The organism is Pseudoalteromonas sp. PSi26, from assembly GCF_054960575.1.
The window spans coordinates 391,557-415,877 of the sequence record NZ_JBHNYT010000001.1 but is presented as its reverse complement, the minus strand read 5'-3'; the positions used below and the strand labels follow the sequence as shown (position 1 = coordinate 415,877).

Sequence of the window (24,321 nt, the reverse complement as noted above, 5' to 3'; positions counted from 1 at the left end):
TTAAACGCCAAGTTGATTAAGTGATTAATCCGCTTGGCTGTTTTTAAGGTGCTTAATAACGTATTGTTTGGCACTTTCAACCTCACTAAATATACATTTAGTTCCGTCTCTGCCAACGCTATTTAAAACCCGTTTCATTTGGCTGATTGCAATGGCCGATGTCATTACATACGCGCTGATATAGCAATTTGCAGCTTGCATTTTTTTGCCAATTTTAGTGAGCAATAACTCGGCTTCAGGCGTCGCTGCTAATACTTTTCGTGAGTCGCTAATATAGCCCCAAGGGTTGCCATTAAATTGTGCAGTAGTACTAATAAGCTTTTCACCAAAAACACTTAGAATATCGGTATCGATGTTACCTGAAAAATCAGCAACAATTATGTTGTTATCTACATAAAAATTAACGTCGCCATAGTCATTTTTTAATGAAAAGTCATAATGCTTATTTTTATCCACTTGCAAGGCTATTTCTCTATTTTATATTACAAATTTGTTACTACGTTTAATAAACCACACTTATGCTAAACATAGCAACTAGTAATTTAGCCTTCATTTCGTAAATAATTTAAAGCACTATCGATAACAGCGACTTGCGCTAATATACATTGTTCACTGTTAGCTGAAGGGCTATCTGGGTAAACCTCTGTTGTTGTTACAAAAGGAGCATCAGTAAAGCCCATACATAAACCTAATTTACGTGCTGCGTAATTTATAACGCCAAATTGTTCCTGCGGTACGCCAATTAATGCATTGTTTTCATCGCTTAGTGCAATATGCGTAACCTTTGCAACGCCCTCAATAATCACTTTTTGAAATTCTGGCTCTGGCTTTGTACTGTCAGCAACTAAGTAAAACCCATCAGGAATATTCCAGTTTGTATTAGTTGTGCCTTCTCGTGCTGCAAGCGCTGGCCTGAATTCACTGTTATCGGAGTCTGTTGTCTCGTGTAAATCAATGTGTGCTAGTAGATCAATATTTAATGATTTTACATAGGCCATAACAGCGGCAGACTCGTGTGATGGGCTATTTTCGTAAAAGGAGCGGTTAGGATCTATTGCGCTTGGGTTCCAGCGGTTAATTGTTTCATACCCCCAAGGGCTAATACAGGGAGTAATAATTATATTAAAGTGTTTTGAATGATTTAAAGCAGAGGTTTTTGCAAATCTAAGCGCGCCATGTACACCACTGGTTTCGTAGCCATGCACGCCACCGGTAATTAAAGCCGTTGGTTTGGTATCATCAAAATTAGGTGTTTGCAGGGCATATAATGGATAACAGCCATCGTTGTAATTAAGCTCACCATATTGCTCAACCGTTAATGTGCCTTTAAGCTCGTTAATTAACGTTAACACTTCATCTTGGTAACTACGCTTTATAACTTGGCTCGCAAGCCATTGAGCTTTATCGTCGTCGTTCCATTTAGTACCGGGTGTGCCAATTGGGTATGTGCTGTCAGTCATTATAAAGCCTTGGTATATCAATATTTAATGAAATAAAGCGCTAGCTTAACGCTGACTAAAATAGCCTGCAAGTTAATGCGGCATATAGACATAATTGAGTTACTTCCTAAAAAATAATCCAAAGCTGTAATAAAGAAAAGTGAATGAAATACACCGTTAGCTATGTAAACGAGGAATTTAGCCCAAGCCACTAAACTGATAAGCTTGCAGCGCATTTTGCCACTTTTAAGACCGTTACTATGAGCAACCAAATTTTATTTAATAAATACATGCTATTAACAGCGATTTTTACACTAATAAGTACTGTATTTTCGGTTAATTTAGCCGCGCAACAACAAAGCCAAACATTAGTCTTATTAGGATCAGAGCCACAAATGTGCGCTGAAAGTTCGTGTACTAGGAGCGAGAAGGTTGAAAATATAACCCAAAAATTATACTCACCTACTATTAATAAATTAAAGCTCATAGCAAAAAATTGGCCAACCAGTACCCTTTCTAATAAAGATGCGACACTAGACGTGCTAAAACAATTACAAAAGAATGGACCTAAGCATGTGTCAAAGCAAAATTTACTGTGGCAGTGGCGTGACGTAGATAATTTGCAATTAGAAAGCTTATCGGAGCATGAATACAATTATGTGCTTGATATGCTCGAAGTGTCAGAAAGTAAAAATGATAAAAAAATAAATAGCAAAGCAATTAATACTTCACGCTATAAAAATAATGATATTTTACAATTTATTACCGGTAGCCTAAAAGTAAATAGCGCTAAACCGACCATGCTTGTTATTACTGCAGCGCGTCGCGATCCATACGCGTATGCTGAAGCGGCAACATCCCTTTTAGCAGAGTCACAAATAAGTACCAAGTGGCTTGCATTAACGCCTGCACTTGCAAAGGCAATATCCACCGGTCGCTGTGATCAACTGCCTTCACTTAGAAACAGCGCTATGAAAGTGTATAACCGAGAGTCAATTTATCCTTCGCAAACTCAAACCGAATACGGCTTGTGTAAAAGTGGAGTAGTTGCATTAACCACATTAATAAAAAACAGTACCGGCGTTATGTTTCATAGCGGCGATATTGCGTTATTGCATAGCGTTTTATTTAATGATGAAAATGAGCCTTATCCATGGACAAATTCACTTATTACAAGCCCGGTTATAGTGGGAATAGGTGAGGGGAGCGCCATACAAGGTAATAGCTTAATTACAAATAAAAACGTAACGAGTACAAATGTACTAAAAGGGGAAACCCTGACCACTAAAAAGGGCTTAGCAACGTTTAATTATGGTGTGTTAAGTACGTACTTTAGTGAGCAAAACCAAACTTTTAAATTGGCCATGATGATTGACACTTTAAGCAACGGTAAAGCTACATCACAGTATGGTTTTGGTGTAGACGAGAATACCGCCTTGGTCGTCGTAAAATCGCCAGAAGGTAATTTAATGACGGTAGTAGGTGAAAATGGTGTGGTCCATATAACTCCCGAGGCAACAAACATTGCTGTGCATCCCCCTGAGCAAAAGATAAACTCAAAGCCTCAGAAATACCGCTATTCTTATTGGCCTTCTGGTAGTGTGATTGATGTGAACAATAACTCATTTACTTTGAGCGAGCGCACATTGGGAAAAACATTGCCCTCAATAAAAATACCGCCTTTACCAGTTCAGCGTTTTGGGAGCATATTAACGGATGCAAAATTACGCTCTTTAACCCAAGCCATGTGCCTTGCCCAAGAGCAAAGCGCAGTTGCTCAGCAAGATGAGTTCTTAATTAGCTTGAACGCAAATGCTGATACACGCTACGACCGAATAAGCACCAAACAGTTTGGCTGCGCTGTGAGTAATTTATCGCTGGTGGTCGAATCGTTTTAAGTCTGAGTCTTAAATATTTGGATTTTAAGTACCAGCTCTATAGAATAACCGATATAACGTATAACCACTTTGCTCAAAGCAAAGAGAGATAGAAAGAGTTTTAACATGAATAACGAAAGTGATGTAATCGACAATTTAGCTGACTTAGAGGCTTTTTTACTGGAAGTTGAAAGCGGCGGCTATGGGTTAAAAGGGGTATCTGGCGTTGGTATGGCCACTAAAAACTCAGACGGCACCCGTTTTATTGCCGTATTTGATGATAAACAGCAGTTATTATTGGCCCGCGGTATCACCGAAGATGTATTTACTAATGGTCAAGATATGGTTCGCAACGGTGTAAAGCCCAAACACTAATTACATATAAATCAACAAGCACTATTTAGCGCTTTTTTTTTGCAAAAATTAAAATGAGTTAAAACATCAAGCAAGGCTAAGAAATATAAAAGGTAAGGAACCTATTTAGGCAAAATAAATGAAGGCTTTACCGCATAACTCGCATAACTCGCATAACTCGCATATTAACGTATTTCGTTAACTAATTGACCATTTTCATATAATGCCGAGTATTGGCGTTTATGCTCTTCAAATAGGTAAGTTCTTAACTGCTCTTTTCCGGTAATTATACGTGTAATTTTTGCAGCCATTCCTGATTTATTTTGCCTAATAGGCTCTATATCAATTGAAATACACTCTTCGTTTGGTAATGTAAACTGCACGTTTTTCATATTACCCAGTCGGCTGTTATCTTTTAGAGGTTTTAAAAATATCCCTGTGCTAGATATAGACTCAATATAAAAACCCTCACTCTTTATATTGAGTTGGCTCCAACGCCAACTTCGCTGTGTGCCTTTAGTATCAATGACTTCAGGCGCACTTAATACAGGGTTAATAACCCCAGAGGGATCTATTTTTAAATCAAGCGGAAACCATAATTGATAATGCGCAACTTTTGCTAATAGTGTTAAACTTGCGTTGCTTAGTAGGTGCGCAATGCCTGCGGGTACACTGCTTTGTAAAGTAAGCTTATGATTTGGCTTTACTTCCTGATCTTCTGGCTTAAATAAGTCGGAGATAAAGTTTAATTCTTCTGCTGAAAAGTCCATGCCCAACACCGTAAAAATAAAACCCTATCATATGTTAATTAAATAAAATGCTCAATAAGTGTGCAGGTTTATTTGTTTTCTTTACTATAATGAAAAGTTTTGTTGGGATTTTCTGTAAATTAAGTACGCATCGTTAGTCGCGCTTGTTACATTGTTATCAAGATTATGCCTAAGCAAATAGCAATATACTAAAAGCATATTTAGCGCCTTCATGTGATCTTAAAAACTAAAAAGGGTTTTGTTACTTTGTTGTTTTATTAAGTTAGTAAACAGCACCTGGTGAAATGTCCACACGAAAGCATAGTTTTAAGATATTGCTGCATACTAAGTAAGGACCAATTGAAAAATACTATTTTTTAGGCGCAATGAACAGCCATAGAACTAATGGTTTAAGTAATCTCTAAGTAAATTTATTTTTCAGATTAATACTTTTTTGAAGGTTAATTATAGAAACAGGAGGGGTTTATTGGTCGGTATGGAGAGATTCGAACTCTCGACCCCTGCCACCCCATAAAAATCACCTGTGCTTTATCGTGTACAAAAGTGGCTAAAAGTGTTCTACAGTGAAGTATTCAAAGTAATTGTAAGTTATTGCTATTGAAAGGATTAAGCTTTTAAATTATACCTAGTGAATGAACGTGAAGTTTAGTGAGCTCAAATCAGCTCGTGCGATAAGTGTGCGACAAAATTTTTGACTTAACTCTAGGTGTGCGAAAAATGGCGTCAATCAAAGTAAAATTAACTGAATCTATACTCAAAAATACCCCTTTGGAAATTACCAAAATCAATGACACTGAGATCTCTGGTTTTTATTTAAATCTTGGAAAACCAAATAAAGATGGAAAACGTTCACAAGTATATTATCTGTATTACCGCCTAGGAGGCCGAGGTTCGAAAGAAAGGAGGCTAGCCTTAGGTAATTCATCGGTAATAACAGTTAGTGAGGCTAGGCAGCTTGCTAAGCAATATATTGGTGATGTGTCGCGCGGTATTGATGTTTTTTTACAAAAAAAGAAAGCAGCACTAATTGAAAAGCAAGAAATCACCTCACCGACAATCGCAGTACTTGCGAATGAGTTTATTGAAAGAGACATTAAAGCCAACCGAAAAGATGTAGACCCAGTTATTAGAATGTTTGATAAAGACATTCTGCCATTTATTGGTAATTATAAACTTAAAGAAATAACTCGCCGCGAAATTTTTAAAAAAGTGCTTGATCCAATAACTGATAGAGGCGCTAAAACGCAGGCGAATAAAACGCTATCTATCCTTAAGCAAATGTTTAACTTTGGTGTTGAGCGAGATTTAATCCAAGGTAACCCGATAAGCACAGTTAAAAAGAAAAGCGTGGGTGGCCTTGAAAAGTCGCGAACCAGAGCACTAGAGTTTGACGAAGTTATTCAAGTATTTGACCGCCTGCCAAAGCTAGGTATAAGCCAGCAAGTTATTTACGCACTAAAGTGTATAACTTTAACAGGTTGTCGGCCAATAGAGGTTACAGGTGCACAGTGGCAAGAATTTGATTTTGATAAAATGATATGGACAATCCCAGCCGAGCGCGTGAAGCAAAATAAAAATGGCGAAAGAACTCATAAAGTACCGATTACTCAAAATATGGTTATTTTACTTGATGAGTTGCGCGCAGCATTTGGCTATCTCAATTCTAAGTATGTGTTCCCGAGCACAACAACTAATAAATCAGGCCCAGGCGAACAGCCAATTGATAGGCATTCACTATCACGTTCTATCAGCCGTAAACTAGAGGAACTTGGAGTACCTAAGTTTGTGCCTCACGATTTAAGAAGAACAGTTGCAACGCGCTTGGGGGATGCTGGTATTGGAGCTGACCCAATAGTGATTGAAAAAATACTGAATCACCAATTACAAGGAGTGCAGGGCGTTTATAATATGCAAGAGTATATGGACAAGCGCAGAGAAGTTTTATGTAAATGGGCTGAAAAACTATTCAAACTACCTCATGAATTATATACTTAGAATATACCTTAGTTGTTTGATAAAGTTGGGATTTGTTTTTATCAATTAAGAGATAACTACTTCAGAAAATGCTGTTAAAAAAATGCAAAAGGCATTTAAGGAAAGATCTAATTGCAGAAAACTATTGAGAGATATAGAAGCCAAACTCAAGTTGGTAAAAAAAGATTTGAAAAGCAACTAGCTAGGCAAGGCAAGGTTTACAATCGACCAAAAGGTACAAAAAGTCCAGGGAGTGGGAGAGTTATTATTTCAGTACCAAGTGTCTTAAATGTTTATGGTTACGATGATGAACATAATTTTATTGAGACAGTAAAATTTGTAGAACGTTTGAAAAAGAATATTAAGTCAGACTTCACTTTGGACTTCTACAATACAAAGGATACCAAAGTTGCTGCGATGGTTTTTCTTTTTGCGGCTGTTGATGACCTAATAAGCGAAAAAAACCTAACTTGCAAAATCCGTTTGAGTAAGGAAAAAAGTGTAAATAGACTAATCAATGCCACTGGAATAAGAAAAATAGGGAATGAGAGTCACAATAACGCAGCGGATATAGTAAATTATCATCGCCTACCTGTGCTTAAAGGAGTTAATGAGGAGTATACTGAAGAGGTTATAGATTTTATTAAATTTAAGATTTATAAAAATAAAATGGAACCTGAGCAGGAGCAAGTTCTCGGCAGCGCAATAATAGAAGCTGTAGAAAATGTTGGCAATCATGCATACCCTGATGAAGCAAATGAAAATCGGACTTGGTGGATGTTTACAGAGGTAATTGCAGGGCAATTATTTTTGACTATTTATGATAAAGGTATTGGTATGCCGAAATCTATTTTAGGTCATAAATGGTTACCTAAAGCTTTAAAAAGTGCATATCCGGACATATATAGTAATATTGTAGCCAAACAAAAAGGTGGTGAAAGTATTATTAGTACTATACTCCGGCTGGCTAGCGTTAGTCTTAATGATATCCACTTGTTAAACTTAGCAATGTCTGGTGATGTCTCTGGTACTATGGCACAAGGTCGTGGACAGGGTTCAAAAAGTATTAAATCTTTAGTCAAAGAAAATAGCAATGGACGTCTATGGATTGTAAGTAATAATGCAGTGTACAGACTCATGCAGCTTAAAACAGCTGACAATAAATCAGGAGAAATTGAGCCTGATATAAAAAAATTACCACGTTTTTTTCCTGGAACTTTGATTCAATGGAATATAAAAATTGATGACAAATCAAAACATGATAACTCTTAGTGTAGTTAAATGGCACGCTAAACCAAAATTTAGGTCACGAGATCGTTATGAGTGGTGTGGCGAAGCTTATAGAGAAGATATATTAGTACCTGCCTTATTAGAAAATGAAAAGGTAATGGTAGACCTTACTGGATATAATCGATACGGTCGGTCGTTTATAGACGAAACCTTTGGAGGTCTAATTCGTTCTGAAAACTTTACCTTAACTGAATTAAATGAAAAGCTTACTTATAAGCATGATTTACTTAAGAGTGTTGAGGAACTGATTAAAGAAAGACTTGAAGCGGCTGAAAATGAACGGATTAGTTAATAATTGGACAATAATAGCCAGCTTCGTTAGCTGGTTGATTGTTATAATCGTTCATATTAGAACCTTGAAAAAAACGGAATCAAATAGGCTTAAAGACAAGGCTGCTAAAGAGTTAGAAAAGGTCTACAAGTGGCTAAAAGAAATTGATAAAGATTATGAGTTTGAATACTTTGAAGATGAGTTAGCGACTAAAGTTACTATTGCTGAGCTATCGTGCATGATGCTGAACAAATATATGAATATCTCTATAATTGACATGCGCGAATTATCAAAAATTCGCGATTTGGAAGCTAATACTTACGAGGAACTAAAGCTTGAAATTCCTCGCATAATTGAAATCATTCACACTCAAACGGTGGAGTTAGAAAGTAAGTATTTTGAGCTTATTAATAAAGCCCCTTTGAAAAGGTTTTATTCTTCCTATAATTATGACTTAAAGTGTTTAGCAATGACGGGGTTAATTCTTTTTTTATATAAAGCAATTTTTTTTGGCCTAACTTAGTCTAATGTGATGTTTGGTTAGAATATAGTCCAATAGCCCGAGCTATAAGAAGGTAAACCTTTTCTAAAGCCCTTTCATATTTAAGACCTAACGCATTAAGCTAAATAATTTTTCTTGAGCATAGCCGTACCTACTTTTCGTGTGCGCCTGTTGAAAAGAGTAGGGCGTTTAAGATGTACAATTGATACTTTAATTGAAATTTCCTAATCTCAGTGCGCCAAATTAAGTTTTGAAATTTTTTAAGTCAACGCACCCCTAACACGTTACTTTTAGGTTTCATTCAAAATTGTACCTTTTCGATTTAATGAAAAATTAATTATTTATCAATAACAACCTCCAAATTTTTGTTTAAAGCTATACTCATAATTGAGGGACTTCCTCTTAATTGAAAGGATAACGATTATGGCTCTTAAACCTGGACCAAAACCAATTGCTGATTCAACTGGCAAACCTGATAAACGTAGACGTGATAACAAAAATACTCCGGGGAACACCCCAGGATTAAAACCTAGTAAATCTTCAAAGAAATAGATAAGACTTGAAATTAAAGCTATCTTCACGGTAGCTTTAATCTAACGTAAATATACCTCAGTGATTTCTGGCCTAAAATGTCCCATTTCTTGCGAAACGGTTTCTAATGCTATTTGATATGGATATTGGTTGAGTATCAGCTCTAATAGCCTTTCTTGTGCGTAGCTATGCCTTAGGCCGTGAGCGCCATTGGAAAATGAAAGAGTACGGTTTGATGCTTTATTAAATGAATCAGACCACTTTTTACCGCCTCCTATATCGTAGCGCTGTAAGTAGTTTATTTTTCTGTCAACAACGGTGACCGGTTGTTTAAATTTACGAAGTTCTAATTTAGCTGATAAATCGTGAGGTATTAGTACTTCGCGTGTTAAGCCTCCTTTGCCTGTCACGGTATATAGCACACCGTTTCTACCAGACCACTTTGAATCAAAAGCTGGCCGTTTATCTGCTTTGCGCTCTTCAACTTTGGCTATGGTCAATAATTCATGCGCACGAAGCCCCGAAGAGAGTGCTATTTGTGTTGATAATGAATATTTAGATGTTTGGTGCTTACTTATTATTTGTGCTTGCTCTGTGGTGTAGGCGCGTGATTTAAGAATTTGCTGATTAATTGATTTAATAACGGGGAGGGTTTGCTTATCTTTAAGTTTGCCGTTTAGCCTCATCATTGCTTGTATAGCTTGGCGCTCCATATCCAGTGACTTTTGACCCACTATTTCTTTACGGTAATCTAAATAATTGAGTGCTTGATCGATGGTCATTGCCTGAATACCGTTTATGCCAATATCTTTAGCCCAAGAGGCAACGGTGTTAAGTGATTGCTCGTAGTTTCTGGCAGTTCCAAGAGACTTTATAAGCTTACTTTTTGTAAGCCCTTTTATGACATTGTGTGCTTGAGTTTTTGGTTTCGCAAATTTAGCCATGTTTTTTAATCCATCTTTGAATTGTTGACCAATGAGCATTGATACCTTTACGCTTTAGCCAGCGCTGAAGCTCGACAATGTTTGACCCTTGCTTGTAAATTTCTATTAGCTCGAATTTATGTTTATCAAGCTTAGATGTTTTTTTACGGCTTCCTGCGATTAACTTACTTTCAAATTTTAGTTTTTGGACTTCGATTAGGGCATCGAATTTCATGGTATGACTCCAGTCGTATTAAGGTTGTAAGATTGACTGGCAATAAAGCTCAGCGGCACTTAAGCCTATTCGCCCCTGTTTTTCGCATATGCGAAAGGCTCGGACTGATCTCGCCTGATAATTAACCTCATTTCTACGTGTTGTCAGCAGCTGGAGTGCGCCGTTTTTGGTTGGTTACTACCTTTGAAAAGATAGTATTTACCTCGTTACTACGTGTTGAAGGCAGCAGAATAGCGCCTGTTTTTTTCTGGCTCGTTAGAGCTTCAGTAACAATAAGATTACCACTTTAGAAATATTTTTCAATCTGCAAATAAAACCTGCGTATAAGAGTATGAATGTGTTGTCCCCCGCTATGTGTAAGCCGATTTTCGGCTTCGACATAGCGGGGGACAGGGGCGAAGCCCCAATGTTTAAAGAGAGGCTATTGCTCATGATGCCTCTATTAAAATTGGTTTTAAATTAATTACTCAACAACAGCATAAATTGACAAGTTTATTACACCAAGGTTACTTGCATTGGTTGTTAAGCACTTTTACACTAATCATTTTACTGGCGTAATTAAATGACTAAATACGAAACTGATTCTATTGAAGCGCAATATCAACTAGGATCTGAAAAACTAGTTTTAGCGAACAAGTTAGCGATTGTTGATGCAGCAGAGGTGGATGATGTTGAGGCTATTCTTTTAGTTAAACTATATGAAAAAATATTTACAACGCCAGAGCCAGAAGATGACGTTTTTTCTTTTCAAAATGTTGCTAATTGGCACAGACAATGGCTAGGTAATGTATACGAGTGGGCAGGTAAAATAAGAAGCGTTGATATGGGCAAAGGTGGATTTCAGTTTATGTCACCTCTGCAAATTGAAAGGCATATTAGCGTATTTGAAGATGAGTATTTATCTCGATTTAATAACTTACCAGAAATGACCGATGAAGAGCTTGTGTCATTTTTAGCTCAGAGCCATGTTGAGTTTATTCTAATTCATCCATTTCGTGAGGGTAACGGCAGGGTAAGCCGTCTGTTAATGGATTTTTTGTGTAGCAAAGCTGGAAAAGGAACGCTTGATTATAGCTTATGGGATGAGTATAAGGATTTTTACATTAAGTCAATTCAAGCGGGTGTAAACAGAGATTACCAACACATTGAAAAGCTCGTGAGAGGTATAATTAAATAGCGAGTGAAAGAGACTCATATTTAAGTTTATTTGCTTTTAACCTTTTTTCTATTGTTTTTACTGTTGCGCCAGTTTCAATGGCAGTTGAACTAGCAACAGATCTCAAAATCATACTTTTTGTGATTTTTTTCTTATCTTTACTCATTATTACCACCTCGAATAAATCATCTACATTTAATTCTACACCTAGAGCCTTATGTTATCAATTAACGTTATAAGATTTATGATTAAGAATTATAGCGGCTAAATTATCTTCTTCGCAGTAAAAAAATGCTGTTGGCACTTCTAATACTTTAGCTAGTGCCCGCACTGTTTGAAAGTCGGGTGAGTGAACGCCTTTTTCGTACTGATTCATTCTAGGCGAAGCCGCAAACTGATCCATTCCCGCCAGTATTCCTAGTTTTTTTTGCGAAAGTCCTTTTGCTAGTCTTGCCTCTTTTAGCCGTTTTGGAAACGGTGAACCATCATTCGTTTTCATTATATTTAATTCTTAACTTGAAAACTAAGAGTTTCTTAGCTTTAATGCATTCACGATACTAAGGAATACTTAGATAGAGGCGGGTGAAGCAAATGTTGTGGAAAGCAGTTAAGTTTATAGGAGCCGTGACGGTTGATATTTTGCTGGATGTTGATGATAAGTCTGAGCAAGATAAGTTCATTGATGAATACAATGATGGAACAGGAAATGTCGATCATTGTGGTGATAGCTACACAGAGCAAGAAGCGCGTGACGTTCATAGTCGTGGTGAGTTCTACAAATAGTTTTGACAGTTGCTTTGTTAAGTGCAATTGTTAAGTGGGTTTTTACACAAAATACAGGCTACGCAGTTGAAAAGCTGCGTAGTTTTTTATGATTAATTTTAACGTTTATTCATTTTTACCCGCGATTGATTTTTTATTTATCAGACTGCAAGGTCAGGATAATAGCCGTGATAAGTTATTATCGATTAGAAATAACCTAAGTAAGCTTAATGAAGCACAAGTACTTAGTGAGTTACTTACCTTAGACTTCATGTTTTACGATTATAGTAACGAGCAATCAGAGGTTTGGGATATACAACTAGAGTCTTTTTCATCGTTTTATAATCGATCAGAAAAAGTGAAGAAGTTTGATAATTACTACCCTGAGGCACATGTTCAATCAGTGTTTAAGTGGATGCTTATGCTTTGTGATGATTGCAGTGATAGTTTAAAAATCCAGCGCTCGGTAATTCATTAGCAGAGCCTTAGAGCAATTTAATTCCTCAAGTTCACTTGATTTATCATTATATCTCATTTAAATTCATCTTAAGCATAGTCATTATGCTTACTTATAATGCAAAGAGATAAAAAGATTTACCACAGAACATAGTAAAGTTAATAAAAAACAGGCGCCCAATGTTCGGGGCTGCTTTCAATACGTAGAAAAGAGGTTACTAGGGTACGCATATATTAATTATATGTACTAGCAAGTCCACGGCTCACAGAGCAATGTGGCATCTCTTTGCTCTAATTTACGTATTGGAGAGCGAATATGCAGTCATCAGAGATCTTATCAGTAAAAGAGCTGTCAGAGCTTTTACACCTATCTACAGGCACAATTAATAATCGTCTGAGCGCCCAGCGCAAGGCTATTGAGTCTGGAAAAGATGCCAACCTTTATCAAGTTCAACGTTTAGCTCCACCTTCTATTAAATTGGGACGAGTTCGCCTGTTTAAACGCGAAACAGTTGAGCAATGGCTTGCTCGCTTTGAAGGAGTGGAGGTGTAAGGAAGGCGAAAGGGGCTGCTTGACCGGCGACACCCCAAACGCACTTTGCATTTTCATATTATATGCTTGCCTTTAAAATAAGGCCACAATTCGAGTGGCCAGAATATACTATTGCCTATCCGAGTCAGTTTTATTCTCTAATTGAATTTAAGACACCTAAATATGTTCGAGGGTTACTAAGTAAATGCCATAAGTCTAAAAAATTTATTCATTTACTTGGGAACAGTAAATCAAAAAGCTTAACCGATTTTCGAGCTTTTAGACGGGACACTAGTAAGTTTGTTCGAGGAGTATTGTATAGTACAAGTGAATCAGTAGACTGCTATTACACTCCAAACGAATTTTTTAGTTGGCCTAGGGAAAGCAACCTTGCTCTACTGTCAGCGAATTGGATTGAAATTGATCTTAATCATAAATGTGATCCATTTGATGTTAGAAGGACAGAGGCTAAAATTGTTCCTGAAGTATTCAATAGGTTAAAACTGAGTAAGCTACCGCCGCCAACAGGCTATGTCCTTTCTGGCTCAGGTGGAATACATCTTTATTGGATTTACAATCCTGTAGATGCAGTCGCAATTAACAAGTTGATATGGCAACAAATCGCTAAAAGTCTAATTGAGAGTTTTGGAACGTCAGAGAGTTTTTGGCATATAGATCTTATGGCTACAAAAAGAATTAGCGGCTTTTTGCGCGTCCCAGGGTCTGTTCACAGCAGAACAGGATTGCATGCCAGGTATTTTGGCTCTGGTACTAAATATACATTTGATGAACTGTTGATGTGTTTAGATCTATGTCATTTACGGAAGGATATAGAGAAATCACAACTAGAATTCAAAACTAGTTTAGCTTCAAGCCCCAGAGATAAGATAGCAAAGCAACCAAAGCAACCAAAGCAACCAAAGCAACCAGGTCACCAACGCTACGGTCATAGCATTAAAGAATGGTGGCTAAAATGTATTAACAGTATTCAAAACCACTTTTATAAGCAGGGTGGGGTGCCAAAGGGTAAGCGAGATAAAACAGCGTTTATCCTGTTTGTTGCGTTTCAACATCTGAATAAAAACACCGCATTTGAAAAGCTAACAAAAATAAATGATGAACTAATTGGTTTATCATTAGAAGAGCTTGTTAGTTTAACTAGAACAGCAAAAACAACACACTATAAGTACAGAAAAGAGACTCTAGCTGATTACCTGGAAGACTTGTTCGGCTTTTGCCCTGAATACTTAAATGTTAAGTCAAAAGTGAAGTTATCAAGCGATGAAATTAAGGAGAGGCAGAAAAAAGCAGCTACAGACACTGCGATTAAAAAGCGAAGTAATTCGCAGCAGCTTGTTAAAAAAACTGTTAAAAAAATAACCAAAGAAACGGGCAACAAACCAACTCAACAGGCTGTTGCACTTTTTACTAATCTTAGTTTAAGAACAGTTAAAAGATATTGGATAACATAATGTGACAGGGCACTTAGATTGAAATTAAACAGCAAAATATGCAACAGTGGCAATACAGCTTAGAACTTTCTGGACTAGTTGCCCCGACCGCTTAGTGCCAATTGCAGTTGTTGAGCAGAAATTCTCTAACGGTCTGCTTTGAGCCTAAAAGCGGACAGTCGAACGTTAGACCTGACTGTTAAATTTGTGTCATTTGCAGATCATCATTCGACCTTGATTGAATTGGTGGTAATTGTAGTATTCCGGACAATCAGCTTCTTATTGGTGAATATACAGTTCAGTAATCATTTTCAGTTGTTTTAAATTTCCAGACGAAGAGCACCGTATTTTCTGCAATACGGTGCCCAACATTCACTCCTTAGTTAATTTCGAGTGCATCATCCGATATAAAATAGGCAAAACGACCAATGTTAGGATGGTGGACGAGATGATCCCGCCAATCACTACCGTTGCAAGCGGTCTTTGCACTTCAGCGCCAGTCCCGACATTCAGTGCCATGGGGATGAAACCTAAACTTGCTACCAGTGCCGTCATCAGAACCGGACGCAATCTTGTGATAGCTCCATCAACGATTGAGTTAATCAAGTCACCTGTTTCTAGTACTCGCTGTTTAATAAATGACAACATCACTAAGCCGTTTAGTACCGCAATACCAGAGAGCGCAATAAACCCGACTCCGGCAGATATAGACAGTGGCATGTCACGCATCCAGAGTGCGAAAACACCTCCTGTTAAGGCTAAAGGCACACCAGTGAAGATGATCAAGGCATCACGAAATGAGCCAAACACCACCACTAGTAACACAAGTATCAGGAAAAGCGTGGCCGGCACCACGATAGACAGTCGCTGACTGGCACTTTCAAGCTGTTCAAACGTGCCGCCATAATCCAGCCAGTAGCCTGCTGGTAGAGCTACCTGTTCGGTTATTTTGATTTTGGCTTCGTCAACAAAACTCCCCAAGTCGCGCTCTCTGACATTGGCGGTAACCACGACTCTGCGCTTACCGTTTTCTCGACTGATTTGATTGGGAACAGACGAGTACCCCAGCGTAGCGACTTCTGATAACGGCACAAATTCCCCATCCGATGTAATGATAGGAGTGCTGCCAATGGCATCTAAATCTGTGCGGATACCTTCACCAAATCGCACAAGCAACTCAAAGCGTCTATCTCCCTCAAAAATTAAGCCAGCAGTATTACCACCGATAGCTGACGCCAACCACTCCTGCAAATCGGCCACGTCCAATCCATAACGTGCCAACTCGACTAGCTTAGGGTTGATAGTGAAGATAGGGATATCATCGACCTGTTCAAGTCGTGCATCCGCCACGCCGTCAATTGATTGTAAAACCGTTAAGATGTCGTTTGCAGAAGCAACCAGCGTGGTTAAATCATCTCCGAAGACTTTTATACCAAGGTCAGCCCTTACCCCACTTATCAACTCGTTAAAACGCATTTGGATAGGTTGGGTAAACTCATAGTTATTGCCTGTCACCGCTTGTAAATCTCGCTCAAGGGTTTCCACGAAATCAGCTTTTGATAGGTTAGGATCAGGCCACTGCGCTCGTGGTTTTAGCATCACAAAGGTATCGGTTACGTTGGGCGGCATCGCATCGGTAGCTACTTCTGCGGTACCGGTTTTCGCAAACACTGTGAGTACCTGTTCGTATTCCATCAAGGTAGATTCAAGTGTTTTTTGCATTGCGACGGCTTGTTCAATACCTGTGCCCGGTATTCGCATGGCGTGCAGTGCGATGTCTCCTTCGTCAAGCTGGGGAACAAACTCAGAGCCTAATCGCGTTGCCAACCATAAGCTGCCCACTACCAGCACGACTGAGCCGAAAAGCACTATCCAGCGTAATTTCAGTGCAAGATTAATGATAGGACGATAGGCGGATTTAGCTGCAACAATAATGAAGCTTTCTTTCTCACTGACTTTACCTGCCATAAACATCGCGACTGCCGCCGGTACAATGGTAATGGAGAACAGCATCGCTGCTATCAGCGCCATGATGACCGTTGCCGCCATTGGTTGGAACATCTTGCCCTCAACGCCTGTCAATGAGAACAGCGGGATATACACGACAGTAATAATCAATACACCGAATAAGCTAGGACGAATGACTTCGTTGGTCGCTTGAAAAACCAGTTCTAGCCGCTCTTTAAGTGGCAAGACTGTGCCTGTGCGTTTCTGAGACTCGGATAACCGCCTGATACAGTTCTCTACGATGATCACCGCACCATCGACAATTAATCCAAAGTCCAATGCGCCAAGGCTCATTAGGTTGGCAGACACACCTGTATTAACCATCCCTGTAATGGTCGCCAACATCGCCAGCGGTATAACTGCCGCAGTGATGAGCGCGGCGCGAATATTGCCAAGCAATATGAACAAGATCACTATGACTAATAACGCACCTTCTACTAAATTCTTCTGAACCGTTTCGATAGCTTTATCGACCAATAGGGTACGGTCATAGACTGGCTCAATGACAATACCATCAGGTAAGCTGGATTGAATGTCCTTCACCTTTTTGGCAACGGATTGAGCAACGGCTCGTGAGTTTTCGCCGACTAGCATCATTGCCGTACCTAAAACGGTCTCTTCACCCTCCTGCGTTGCCGCACCAGTTCTCAGCTCCTTACCAATAGCCACACTGCCAATGTCTTTCACCGCAACGGGGACAGTATTAATGCGTTTTATTACCACATTTTCGATATCGCTAAGTGTTTGAAGTTGACCTTGTGAGCGCACCAGTATTTGTTGCCCATTTCGCTCAACAAACCCCGCCCCCTGATTGGTGTTGTTTCGCTCCAGAGCACGATGGATATCGCTTAGACTAATGTCAAAATTCAGCATAAGCTGTGGTTCAGGATTCACATGGTATTGCTTAACATAGCCTCCAATGGCGTTGACTTCAGTGATCCCCTTAACCAGTGCGAGCTGCGGTTTTACAATCCAGTCGTGTATCTCGCGAAGCGCCATTGCATTGTAAGGCTCACCATTTTTTTGCATCGCATTTTGCTTGGCTCGCAAGGTATACATGTAGATTTCGCCCAACCCAGTAGCGATAGGTCCCATTTCAGGCTCTAACCCTTCTGGTAGCTGACTTTTGATTGCGCCTAATCGCGTATTGATGAGATTACGCGCAAAATACAGATCAGTGCCTTCATCAAATACCGCTGTTACCTGAGACAGGCCGTAGCGTGATAAAGAGCGGGTGTAGGACAGGTCAGGTAATCCCGCCAGTGCTGTTTCTACTACGAATGTGATCCGCTGCTCGGTTTCCAAAGGCGAATAGCCCGGTGCTTGTGTATTGATTTGCACTTGCACGTTAGTGATATCGGGTACCGCATCGATAGGTAATTTTTGATAACTGAATATCCCCATGCCCAGCACAAGGAAGATCAACATCAGCATTATCCCTCGTCGCTCTATGGATAAACGTAATATGGATTCAATCATATGTTCGTCCCCCAATAACTGAGACGCATGACCAAGTAAATAGCATTGAGTTATTAGTGGTCATGACCGGCCTCCGACTTTTCTAAATCGGCTTTAAACAGGTAGCTGTTCTGGCTGACAATCACATCTGCAATGTGCAGACCTGATAACACTTCAATATTGTAGTTATCTTGTTGACCTAAGGTAACGGGCACGGGACGGTATTCATCACCTTCTTTGACAAACACGACAGAAGCCCCTTCAAACTCTTGAATCGAAGCTTTAGGAACCATCATGGCGACATCAAGTTTGTTGATTGTGACAAGCCCTTTGATAGCCGCGCCAACCGGCCACTGACCTGAGGTATTAGCTATTTTGGCATACGCCAATACATACGGTTTTTCATCTGGCGAGGGTAAGATATGCTGGATAGTGGTTTCTAACGATGAGCCTGCCACACTAAGTTGAACACTTTGCTGCTCTGCAATATCAGAGAGCTGTTGTGGGAAGACTTTAAGCTGTGCCCACACGTCATCATAGTTTGCGATTGAAAATAACACTTGGCCATTAGATAACTCGCCTTCATTGGCATGTCTGGCAATCACGGTGCCTGAAAACGGCGCGGCAACGGGATAACTTTTCAGGCTTTCGTTGGATTCAACTACCGCCAGTGTCTCGCCTTTTTTTACCTTGTTACCTAAGTTTGCATTGACCTTAGTCACCATACCGTCGAATCGTGCACGCACATGACTCAGTGAAGCAGGGTCGGTCACTATATTTCCGTAAACAGTGGTGGTAATATTGAGACTACCCGTTTGCACACTTTGCGTCATTACGCCCATTTTTTGCGCCATGCTATCTGCCATGAATACGCGTTCATCCTTATGGGCTTCCTCTTTACCATGCTCGCCTTCTGATGCTTGTATTGTGGTGCTTGAAAAAAATCCCAACGCACTGCAAACAATGAAAACTAACAGCGTGTTTTGCTTCTTAATTAATATATTTTTGTTCATTTTGTTTTTCTCGAAAAAGAGGTGTTGATCGTATCCACAAGAGGCTGTGCAGTCAGTGATTCGATATCGGCACCACGCTGATGAGCTTGCTTCGCTGATTGAATTAAGGCTTGTTTGGCATTGAGTAGTTCTTGACGTGTACTCACCCATTCAAGGTAGCTGAATCGACCGTTGATATAGGCTTGTTCTACTAATTCCAGCGCTTGAACTAAGGGTGGGATAATAGAGTTTTGCAGTGTCTGTACATTGAGCAGCGCATTGTTTCTGACCATCAAGGCCATATTTAGCTGATGGTATAGGCTTTGCGTCGCTGACTCTTTTTGTTGTTCCAGCTGTGCCTGAATTGCTCGCTGTTTTTCGTACTCGCCAAGATTTCGGTCACCGGCAAACAGAGGCATACTCACGCCTGCTACAAAGGCTGTTTCATCTATGCCATTCATGCGCCTGATACCGGCCGTCCAGCTTAAATCCGATTGATTAGCTGCTTGAGTAAGGCGGACTTGGGAAGCCTGCAATCTCGAACCTTGCGTATAGACCTCAAGATTGGGACTGTCCAATAGAGTGGTGAAAAGCGCGGTTAACGAAGGAGACGATTGCAGCGCAAATAAGTCACCCTCCACATCAGTAAAAGAGGGATCTTTTTCCCCCCACAGAATAGCCAGACTATTTATCATGGCTTGCTTAGTTTGCTGTGCCGTCACCACATCCAGTCTAGCTCTTGCTAAAGCCGCTTCAGCGCGTTTCTGTTCAAATGCAGGGGAAGCACCTGCATCCACCCGTTTTGTGACTGCTTGATAGGTATATCGAGCAAGTGTTTCTGCATCTTTTTGCGCGTCAATTAACGCTTGTTGCGCCAATACATCGATGTAACGACGTGTCACTTCAGCCAGTACATCCAAGGTGTGCACTTGTTTTTGCGCTTCGACTAAGGTGGATTGCGCCTTAGCAAACGCCTTACGTGAATTGAGTTTATTGCCCAATTCAATGACCGACGACAATGTGAGAGTCAGCTCGGTGTCCTTAATGCCCGATACCTCGCCTGTTCCTAAGAAGTTTTCCACTTCAATGCCTACGTTGAGGGCTGGTTTGAGAGAAGCAGTTTTAATTTCTCCCTCAATTGCTTGTTGCTTGTATGTGAACTCATGCAATTCGGGCGAATTCGCTAATGTTCGCTGTATGGCGCTTTGCAAGGTCATTTCGCGATTGGTGATACTGTTTGTTTGTGCTACTACCACGGTGTGTGTTGTCAAAAGAACAAGCATCGTGGAAACCACCCAAGCGTGCAAACGCATAGGGCGACTCAATGAAATATGCATCATTGTTTTATTCCTAAATTATCAAAAATATATATCGCCAAGCAGTTGGCGAACGGTGTTTGATTAGTTCAGGGTTATGCTTTAGGTGGGCGTAGTAATTGCGTGACAGGTGCATCTATTACTTTTGATAAGTAATAGAAACCGTGATGGGTGGCAACCGAAGCCAGTTCAATTGCGGTGTTATTTCCAAGCCATTGGGCATGGGTTCCATGACAGTGACCACAATGGTGGCAATCAGCAGGATTGTGAGAAATATCTACGGGGGCGTTATCAGTATCAAGTTGTTCGTTAGATTGCAGTTGAGCATGCGTCTTCACAGAAGCGGTGTTATCTCCCGCCTGATGTTCATGTATTTCGCTTAGATGTTGCGAGTCGATAGCATGAAAATCCAAGGACTTGGCGACAGCAGAAAACGACTGAAACAAAATCAGCGAAATCAGCAGGTAACTTGTCACCCTTACACTAAACATATCTATCTACTCTCATCTTTTTCATATTAACAGGTAATCGAACTAAGACCAATCGACCAACCGAAACAAAGTATTTCAATCATTACATTACTCATCACGACAATCTTCATTGGCAAATTCAATTTCAATGGTAGTGTGCACAAAATCAAACTCATCAAGACCTTGGCGAAGTTCGTCTTTAAGTGTTCTCAATTGAGAAACCGAAACATCTTGTTTCAACTCCACATGTGCCGTCATGACGCTATGTTCACCGTCCAAAGACCAGATATGAAAATGATGTATATCCGCCACATCATCAAATGACATGAGTACTTTACGCACTTCCTCCATCTGCTTAGCATCGGGCGTGGCTTGCAGGAATAACAATAAGGTTTCTTTTAGATTTCTAACTACATTGAATAAAATGAATAAAATGAATAACGTGAAGCCAATGGATAAGATAGGATCTAAAATTGGCCATGGCTTAAACATCAGCACAATCGATACGATCAGCACTGCCACCCAACCCAATACATCTTCAAGTAAATGCCAGTTTAAGATACGTTCGTTTAAGGAATTCCCTTCGCTAAGTTTATACGCAGCAAATCCATTAACGGCGATGCCAAAAATTGACAGGAGTATCATGCCTTCGACTTGCGGCATTTCGGGTGCAGAAAGCCTTGGGATAGCTTCGAATAAGATCCATATTGAGCCAGTCGTTAACACTAACCCGTTAATCAATGCACCAAGAAGTGAAAAGCGTTTATAGCCATAGGAAAATGTATTGGTTGCTTGTTTATCACTGAGTTTATTTAAGCCCCAAGCGGTGCCAATGGATAAACTATCGCCCAAATCATGCACTGCGTCGGCCATAATAGCCGTGCTGTTTGTCAGCCACCCGCCGATAAATTCAATGATAGTGAACACGACATTCAAGAAAAATGCCCAGCCAATACGTTTTGATGCGCTGTTATCACTGTGACTGTGGTTATGATTATGCATGGTTGATTTTGTCCAATATCGCTTGATTTTCAGCACTGATTGGCAGTCGCTTAAAGGGGCTGATGTCAGTGCCACCTGTATTCCCTTTAGGTACAAGGCCGATAGCTGTTTTGGTTGCAGCACCAACTATTCTTATTACTTGTCCAAAAACGGCTCTCCAATCTTTGTTTAGAAGACCGTGTCGCAGAATTTTACAATGAATTAAACAATGATAATAAGTAGAGTGCTGACCAATTACATGCGCATCCTCCAGCGCTGCAAATGCCTGCCTCTCATTATTGTTAGACATTGCATCTGAGTAATCTGTTAATTTGGAATCGATATGTGGCTTAACCGCTTTGTTGTATGTCATAGTGGATCACCCGCTTTACCTTTCTGTACTTCGCTATTAAGTACTTCCTGCTTGGCACCTTTGAGGATCATCCACGCTCCGCGCAGCACGACAATCGACACAATACAGCCGATAACCAAATCCGGTACTCTGCTATCAAGCCATACCACTAAAACTCCGGCGATAATGACACCCATGTTGGCGATGACATCGTTGGCCGAAAAAATCCAGCTGGCTCGCATATGTACTTCGTCGTTTTTATGATTACGAATGATCACCAAGCAAACGACGTTTGCAATTAGTGCAATGAACCCCATTCCTATCATTAGTGATGAGATAGGCTCACTGCCCAAGAATAACCTTCTGGTAATATCAATAAGAATAATTACGCCCAGCAATAGCTGAAAGTAACCACTGATTTTCGCAGCTTTGGCTTTGTGAAGTATAGATTTGCCCACAGCATAAATACCTATGCCGTATACAACTGCATCCGCTAGCATGTCCATAGAGTCTGCTATTAAAGCAGTAGAGTCAGCCAAAATACCCACGGTCATCTCAACGAAAAACATCGTCGCATTGATGCCGAGCAGCCAATACAGAACCCGTTTTTGTGAGGCATCTTTGATTTCCACTTCACAGCCGCAACCACTCATTGTTCAACTCTTATTCCCAAAACTATAGGTACAGTGTAAAGTCTATACCTAGTATAGAGTCAACAACACAAAGGCACGTTTATGAAAATAGGTGAGCTATCAAAAAAAAGTGGGTGTTCTATTCAGACGATCCGTTTTTATGAAAAACAGGATTTGTTTGAGGCTTGCAATCGCAGTGAAGGCAACTACAGAATTTACGACGCATCATCGTTGAGAGCACTGCGATTCATTAAACAATGTCGCTCATTAGATTTGACCATAATAGAAATTAAACAGCTGTTGGATACAAAAAATAATCCCGATAAAAGTTGTTCTAGTGTGAACAATTTGATCCATCAACATATGGTTGACGTCACGCATCGCATTGCAGAGCTTGAGGAGCTAAAGGCTACCCTATCTGAGATGGCCTCGGCATGCACAGATGATAGAAAAGTTAAAGAATGTGGGGTATTGCAGTTGCTTGAAGAGTGATACTTATATCTACAAGTCTTGTAGTTTACGTTTGCCTAAGGTTTCATAATTGTACATGGTTCGCTAATTGATATTAGATAAAGTAACCAATACACAATAAATAGCTATGTTCGCATTTTTGGGCTAAGCAGTCGTTCGACTGAGGTAGGTCGAATGTCCGTTGATCGCTCAAAGCTGCCTATTTTCTTTTAATTTCCAATTCACAGGTGTCCGGCGTTTTTCAAGTTAGTTGTTGCCTTAAGTTTCAAACTTTTCGTTGGCTGAAGTATAAATCAAAACTCTTTAATTCTTGGTACGGTCTTTTGCTGCCAATATGTTAGCCAGTAGGCGGCTAGTAAACTAGCAATTGAAAGTAAAAGCATAAATATAGCTTTAAGGATGCTACCTCTAGTCGAATCATAAATTAATAGAGGTATTGCAATGAAAGGGAGTGAACCTGCTACAGCTCGATACAGACCTACTAGGTTAAAACCAATTTGGTATGAAGGTGTATGTAATCTGTATTTAAATGTTCTACTAGAATCGGGTAAAGACAAACTGTATTTAGAAATAGCCCAAACAACACTATGCAAAAGAGTTAGTAAATTAAAATAGTATATCAGATGGTCTGGTGGCGTAATCCCTTAGAAAAAGCTAACCGGGCCTTCTACGCCTGAAAAGAGTAAGACTAAAAGGCAGGGAATTGAGCCAAATACAATTGCACAAATAATTTCGTCAAAGAGTAAGTGTGAAGCGGTTTTGTTTTTCGTTGGTTTGCATAATTGTTTTCTATTGTACTTTGAGCTTTAAAATACAATTCAAAAGAAGAATAAAAACTTGTTCAGTAGAGTGCCATTAGCTGTCTTCCTATATATCCCCCCCTTTTATACCTTAAAAGTATAAAATAATTTAAGGGAAGTATCGTGCGATAAATGTGCGACATATATTTAAAAATGCTAAGTTAATAGTGCGATAAAGAAGAGAGTTTAATTTATAACAAGTTGAAACAAATAGAATTTAAATGGTCGGTATGGAGAGATTCGAACTCTCGACCCCTGCCACCCCATGACAGTGCGCTACCAGGCTGCGCTACATACCGACGTTGAGTGCAATAGTACG

At 39.7% G+C, this 24,321-nt stretch carries 26 protein-coding genes and 1 tRNA gene; 12 read left to right on the top strand and 15 right to left on the bottom strand.

Going from position 1 to position 24,321, the window contains the following annotated elements:
• Window positions 1-24: 24 nt before the first annotated feature.
• Window positions 25-456 carry a hypothetical protein gene (locus ACFI34_RS01930; protein WP_410900524.1) on the bottom strand — a complete coding sequence of 144 codons (432 nt, stop codon included), beginning with the start codon at window positions 454-456 and terminating at the stop codon, window positions 25-27.
• Window positions 457-542: 86 nt separating this feature from the next.
• Window positions 543-1,460 (bottom strand): M14 family metallopeptidase, encoded by a 918-nt coding sequence (locus ACFI34_RS01925; protein ID WP_462672189.1) that lies wholly within the window; start codon window positions 1,458-1,460, stop codon window positions 543-545.
• A 239-nt stretch (window positions 1,461-1,699) separates the two neighbouring features.
• On the opposite strand from ACFI34_RS01925, the gene ACFI34_RS01920 reads away from it, so the two are divergent.
• Both ACFI34_RS01920 and ACFI34_RS01915 read left to right on the top strand, forming a co-directional pair.
• A complete protein-coding gene (locus tag ACFI34_RS01920) occupies window positions 1,700-3,337 on the top strand; it encodes a type 1 glutamine amidotransferase family protein (protein WP_462672188.1) in 1,638 nt (545 codons plus the stop codon).
• A gap of 105 nt (window positions 3,338-3,442) precedes the next feature.
• The gene (locus ACFI34_RS01915) at window positions 3,443-3,691 is read left to right on the top strand and encodes a hypothetical protein (protein ID WP_277054641.1); all 249 of its coding nucleotides are present in this window, start codon (window positions 3,443-3,445) and stop codon (window positions 3,689-3,691) included.
• A gap of 164 nt (window positions 3,692-3,855) precedes the next feature.
• Here the strand turns inward: ACFI34_RS01915 and ACFI34_RS01910 are convergent, their stop codons facing one another.
• Window positions 3,856-4,440, bottom strand: coding sequence for a hypothetical protein (locus ACFI34_RS01910; RefSeq protein WP_462672187.1), 585 nt, complete (start codon window positions 4,438-4,440; stop codon window positions 3,856-3,858).
• A 717-nt stretch (window positions 4,441-5,157) separates the two neighbouring features.
• Between ACFI34_RS01910 and ACFI34_RS01905 the strand changes: the two genes are divergently transcribed.
• The 4 genes from ACFI34_RS01905 (at window position 5,158) to ACFI34_RS01890 (ending at window position 8,498) form a co-directional block, all read left to right on the top strand.
• Entirely contained in the window at window positions 5,158-6,435 is a 1,278-nt protein-coding gene (locus tag ACFI34_RS01905; RefSeq protein ID WP_462672186.1) for a tyrosine-type recombinase/integrase, read from the top strand.
• 111 nt (window positions 6,436-6,546) lie between these two features.
• Window positions 6,547-7,686 (top strand): hypothetical protein, encoded by a 1,140-nt coding sequence (locus tag ACFI34_RS01900; protein ID WP_342876511.1) that lies wholly within the window; start codon window positions 6,547-6,549, stop codon window positions 7,684-7,686.
• On the top strand, window positions 7,658-7,996 hold the full coding sequence (locus ACFI34_RS01895; protein ID WP_342876512.1) for an STAS-like domain-containing protein: 339 nt from the start codon (window positions 7,658-7,660) through the stop codon (window positions 7,994-7,996). Before ACFI34_RS01900 ends, ACFI34_RS01895 begins: the two co-directional genes overlap by 29 nt.
• Window positions 7,980-8,498, top strand: coding sequence for a hypothetical protein (locus tag ACFI34_RS01890; RefSeq protein ID WP_342876513.1), 519 nt, complete (start codon window positions 7,980-7,982; stop codon window positions 8,496-8,498). The genes ACFI34_RS01895 and ACFI34_RS01890 overlap by 17 nt, the downstream gene beginning before the upstream one ends.
• A gap of 572 nt (window positions 8,499-9,070) precedes the next feature.
• On the opposite strand, the gene ACFI34_RS01885 is transcribed toward ACFI34_RS01890, so the two are convergent.
• Together ACFI34_RS01885 and ACFI34_RS01880 are read right to left on the bottom strand one after the other, a co-directional pair.
• Window positions 9,071-9,952 (bottom strand): site-specific integrase, encoded by an 882-nt coding sequence (locus tag ACFI34_RS01885; RefSeq protein ID WP_342876514.1) that lies wholly within the window; start codon window positions 9,950-9,952, stop codon window positions 9,071-9,073.
• Window positions 9,945-10,166, bottom strand: coding sequence for a hypothetical protein (locus ACFI34_RS01880; protein WP_008136222.1), 222 nt, complete (start codon window positions 10,164-10,166; stop codon window positions 9,945-9,947). Before ACFI34_RS01880 ends, ACFI34_RS01885 begins: the two co-directional genes overlap by 8 nt.
• A 562-nt stretch (window positions 10,167-10,728) precedes the next feature.
• Here ACFI34_RS01880 and ACFI34_RS01875 point away from each other — a divergent pair.
• Window positions 10,729-11,343, top strand: a complete 615-nt coding sequence (locus ACFI34_RS01875; RefSeq protein WP_342876515.1) for a Fic/DOC family protein — start codon at window positions 10,729-10,731, stop codon at window positions 11,341-11,343.
• Here ACFI34_RS01875 and ACFI34_RS01870 read toward each other — a convergent pair.
• Both ACFI34_RS01870 and ACFI34_RS01865 read right to left on the bottom strand, forming a co-directional pair.
• Complete coding sequence (locus tag ACFI34_RS01870; protein ID WP_165722308.1) at window positions 11,336-11,488, bottom strand: hypothetical protein; 153 nt, start codon at window positions 11,486-11,488, stop codon at window positions 11,336-11,338. The genes ACFI34_RS01875 and ACFI34_RS01870 overlap by 8 nt on opposite strands.
• Window positions 11,489-11,545: 57 nt before the next feature.
• The gene (locus ACFI34_RS01865; RefSeq protein WP_096793372.1) at window positions 11,546-11,821 is read right to left on the bottom strand and encodes a helix-turn-helix domain-containing protein; all 276 of its coding nucleotides are present in this window, start codon (window positions 11,819-11,821) and stop codon (window positions 11,546-11,548) included.
• A gap of 92 nt (window positions 11,822-11,913) precedes the next feature.
• Between ACFI34_RS01865 and ACFI34_RS01860 the strand changes: the two genes are divergently transcribed.
• The 4 genes from ACFI34_RS01860 to ACFI34_RS01845 all read left to right on the top strand — a co-directional run bounded on the left by ACFI34_RS01860 (window position 11,914) and on the right by ACFI34_RS01845 (window position 14,544).
• The gene (locus ACFI34_RS01860; RefSeq protein WP_058549637.1) at window positions 11,914-12,105 is read left to right on the top strand and encodes a hypothetical protein; all 192 of its coding nucleotides are present in this window, start codon (window positions 11,914-11,916) and stop codon (window positions 12,103-12,105) included.
• An 88-nt stretch (window positions 12,106-12,193) separates the two neighbouring features.
• Window positions 12,194-12,562 carry a hypothetical protein gene (locus tag ACFI34_RS01855; protein WP_058549638.1) on the top strand — a complete coding sequence of 123 codons (369 nt, stop codon included), beginning with the start codon at window positions 12,194-12,196 and terminating at the stop codon, window positions 12,560-12,562.
• 294 nt (window positions 12,563-12,856) lie between these two features.
• Complete coding sequence (locus ACFI34_RS01850) at window positions 12,857-13,093, top strand: MerR family transcriptional regulator (protein WP_058549639.1); 237 nt, start codon at window positions 12,857-12,859, stop codon at window positions 13,091-13,093.
• Between the two features lie 62 nt (window positions 13,094-13,155).
• Window positions 13,156-14,544: a bifunctional DNA primase/polymerase gene (locus ACFI34_RS01845; protein WP_058549640.1), complete on the top strand. Its 1,389-nt coding sequence runs from the start codon at window positions 13,156-13,158 to the stop codon at window positions 14,542-14,544.
• A gap of 351 nt (window positions 14,545-14,895) precedes the next feature.
• Here ACFI34_RS01845 and ACFI34_RS01840 read toward each other — a convergent pair whose 3' ends face one another.
• The 7 genes from ACFI34_RS01840 to ACFI34_RS01810 form a co-directional block, all read right to left on the bottom strand.
• On the bottom strand, window positions 14,896-18,009 hold the full coding sequence (locus ACFI34_RS01840; RefSeq protein ID WP_058549641.1) for an efflux RND transporter permease subunit: 3,114 nt from the start codon (window positions 18,007-18,009) through the stop codon (window positions 14,896-14,898).
• Window positions 18,010-18,062: 53 nt separating this feature from the next.
• Complete coding sequence (locus ACFI34_RS01835) at window positions 18,063-19,001, bottom strand: efflux RND transporter periplasmic adaptor subunit (protein WP_058549642.1); 939 nt, start codon at window positions 18,999-19,001, stop codon at window positions 18,063-18,065.
• Window positions 18,998-20,320, bottom strand: coding sequence for a TolC family protein (locus ACFI34_RS01830; RefSeq protein WP_180270423.1), 1,323 nt, complete (start codon window positions 20,318-20,320; stop codon window positions 18,998-19,000). The genes ACFI34_RS01835 and ACFI34_RS01830 overlap by 4 nt, the downstream gene beginning before the upstream one ends.
• 71 nt (window positions 20,321-20,391) lie before the next feature.
• Window positions 20,392-20,787 (bottom strand): hypothetical protein, encoded by a 396-nt coding sequence (locus tag ACFI34_RS01825; RefSeq protein ID WP_058549643.1) that lies wholly within the window; start codon window positions 20,785-20,787, stop codon window positions 20,392-20,394.
• 87 nt (window positions 20,788-20,874) lie between these two features.
• Entirely contained in the window at window positions 20,875-21,768 is an 894-nt protein-coding gene (locus tag ACFI34_RS01820) for a cation diffusion facilitator family transporter (RefSeq protein WP_462672185.1), read from the bottom strand.
• Window positions 21,761-22,120, bottom strand: a complete 360-nt coding sequence (locus ACFI34_RS01815) for a DUF3703 domain-containing protein (RefSeq protein WP_462672184.1) — start codon at window positions 22,118-22,120, stop codon at window positions 21,761-21,763. The genes ACFI34_RS01820 and ACFI34_RS01815 overlap by 8 nt, the downstream gene beginning before the upstream one ends.
• Window positions 22,117-22,752: a cation efflux transmembrane domain-containing protein gene (locus ACFI34_RS01810; protein ID WP_058549646.1), complete on the bottom strand. Its 636-nt coding sequence runs from the start codon at window positions 22,750-22,752 to the stop codon at window positions 22,117-22,119. Before ACFI34_RS01810 ends, ACFI34_RS01815 begins: the two co-directional genes overlap by 4 nt.
• An 81-nt stretch (window positions 22,753-22,833) precedes the next feature.
• Between ACFI34_RS01810 and cadR the strand changes: the two genes are divergently transcribed.
• Window positions 22,834-23,223 carry a Cd(II)/Pb(II)-responsive transcriptional regulator gene (gene cadR / locus ACFI34_RS01805; RefSeq protein WP_058549647.1) on the top strand — a complete coding sequence of 130 codons (390 nt, stop codon included), beginning with the start codon at window positions 22,834-22,836 and terminating at the stop codon, window positions 23,221-23,223.
• Window positions 23,224-24,224: 1,001 nt separating this feature from the next.
• On the opposite strand, the gene ACFI34_RS01800 is transcribed toward cadR, so the two are convergent.
• Window positions 24,225-24,301 (bottom strand) — tRNA-Pro (locus ACFI34_RS01800).
• Window positions 24,302-24,321 lie beyond the last annotated feature (20 nt).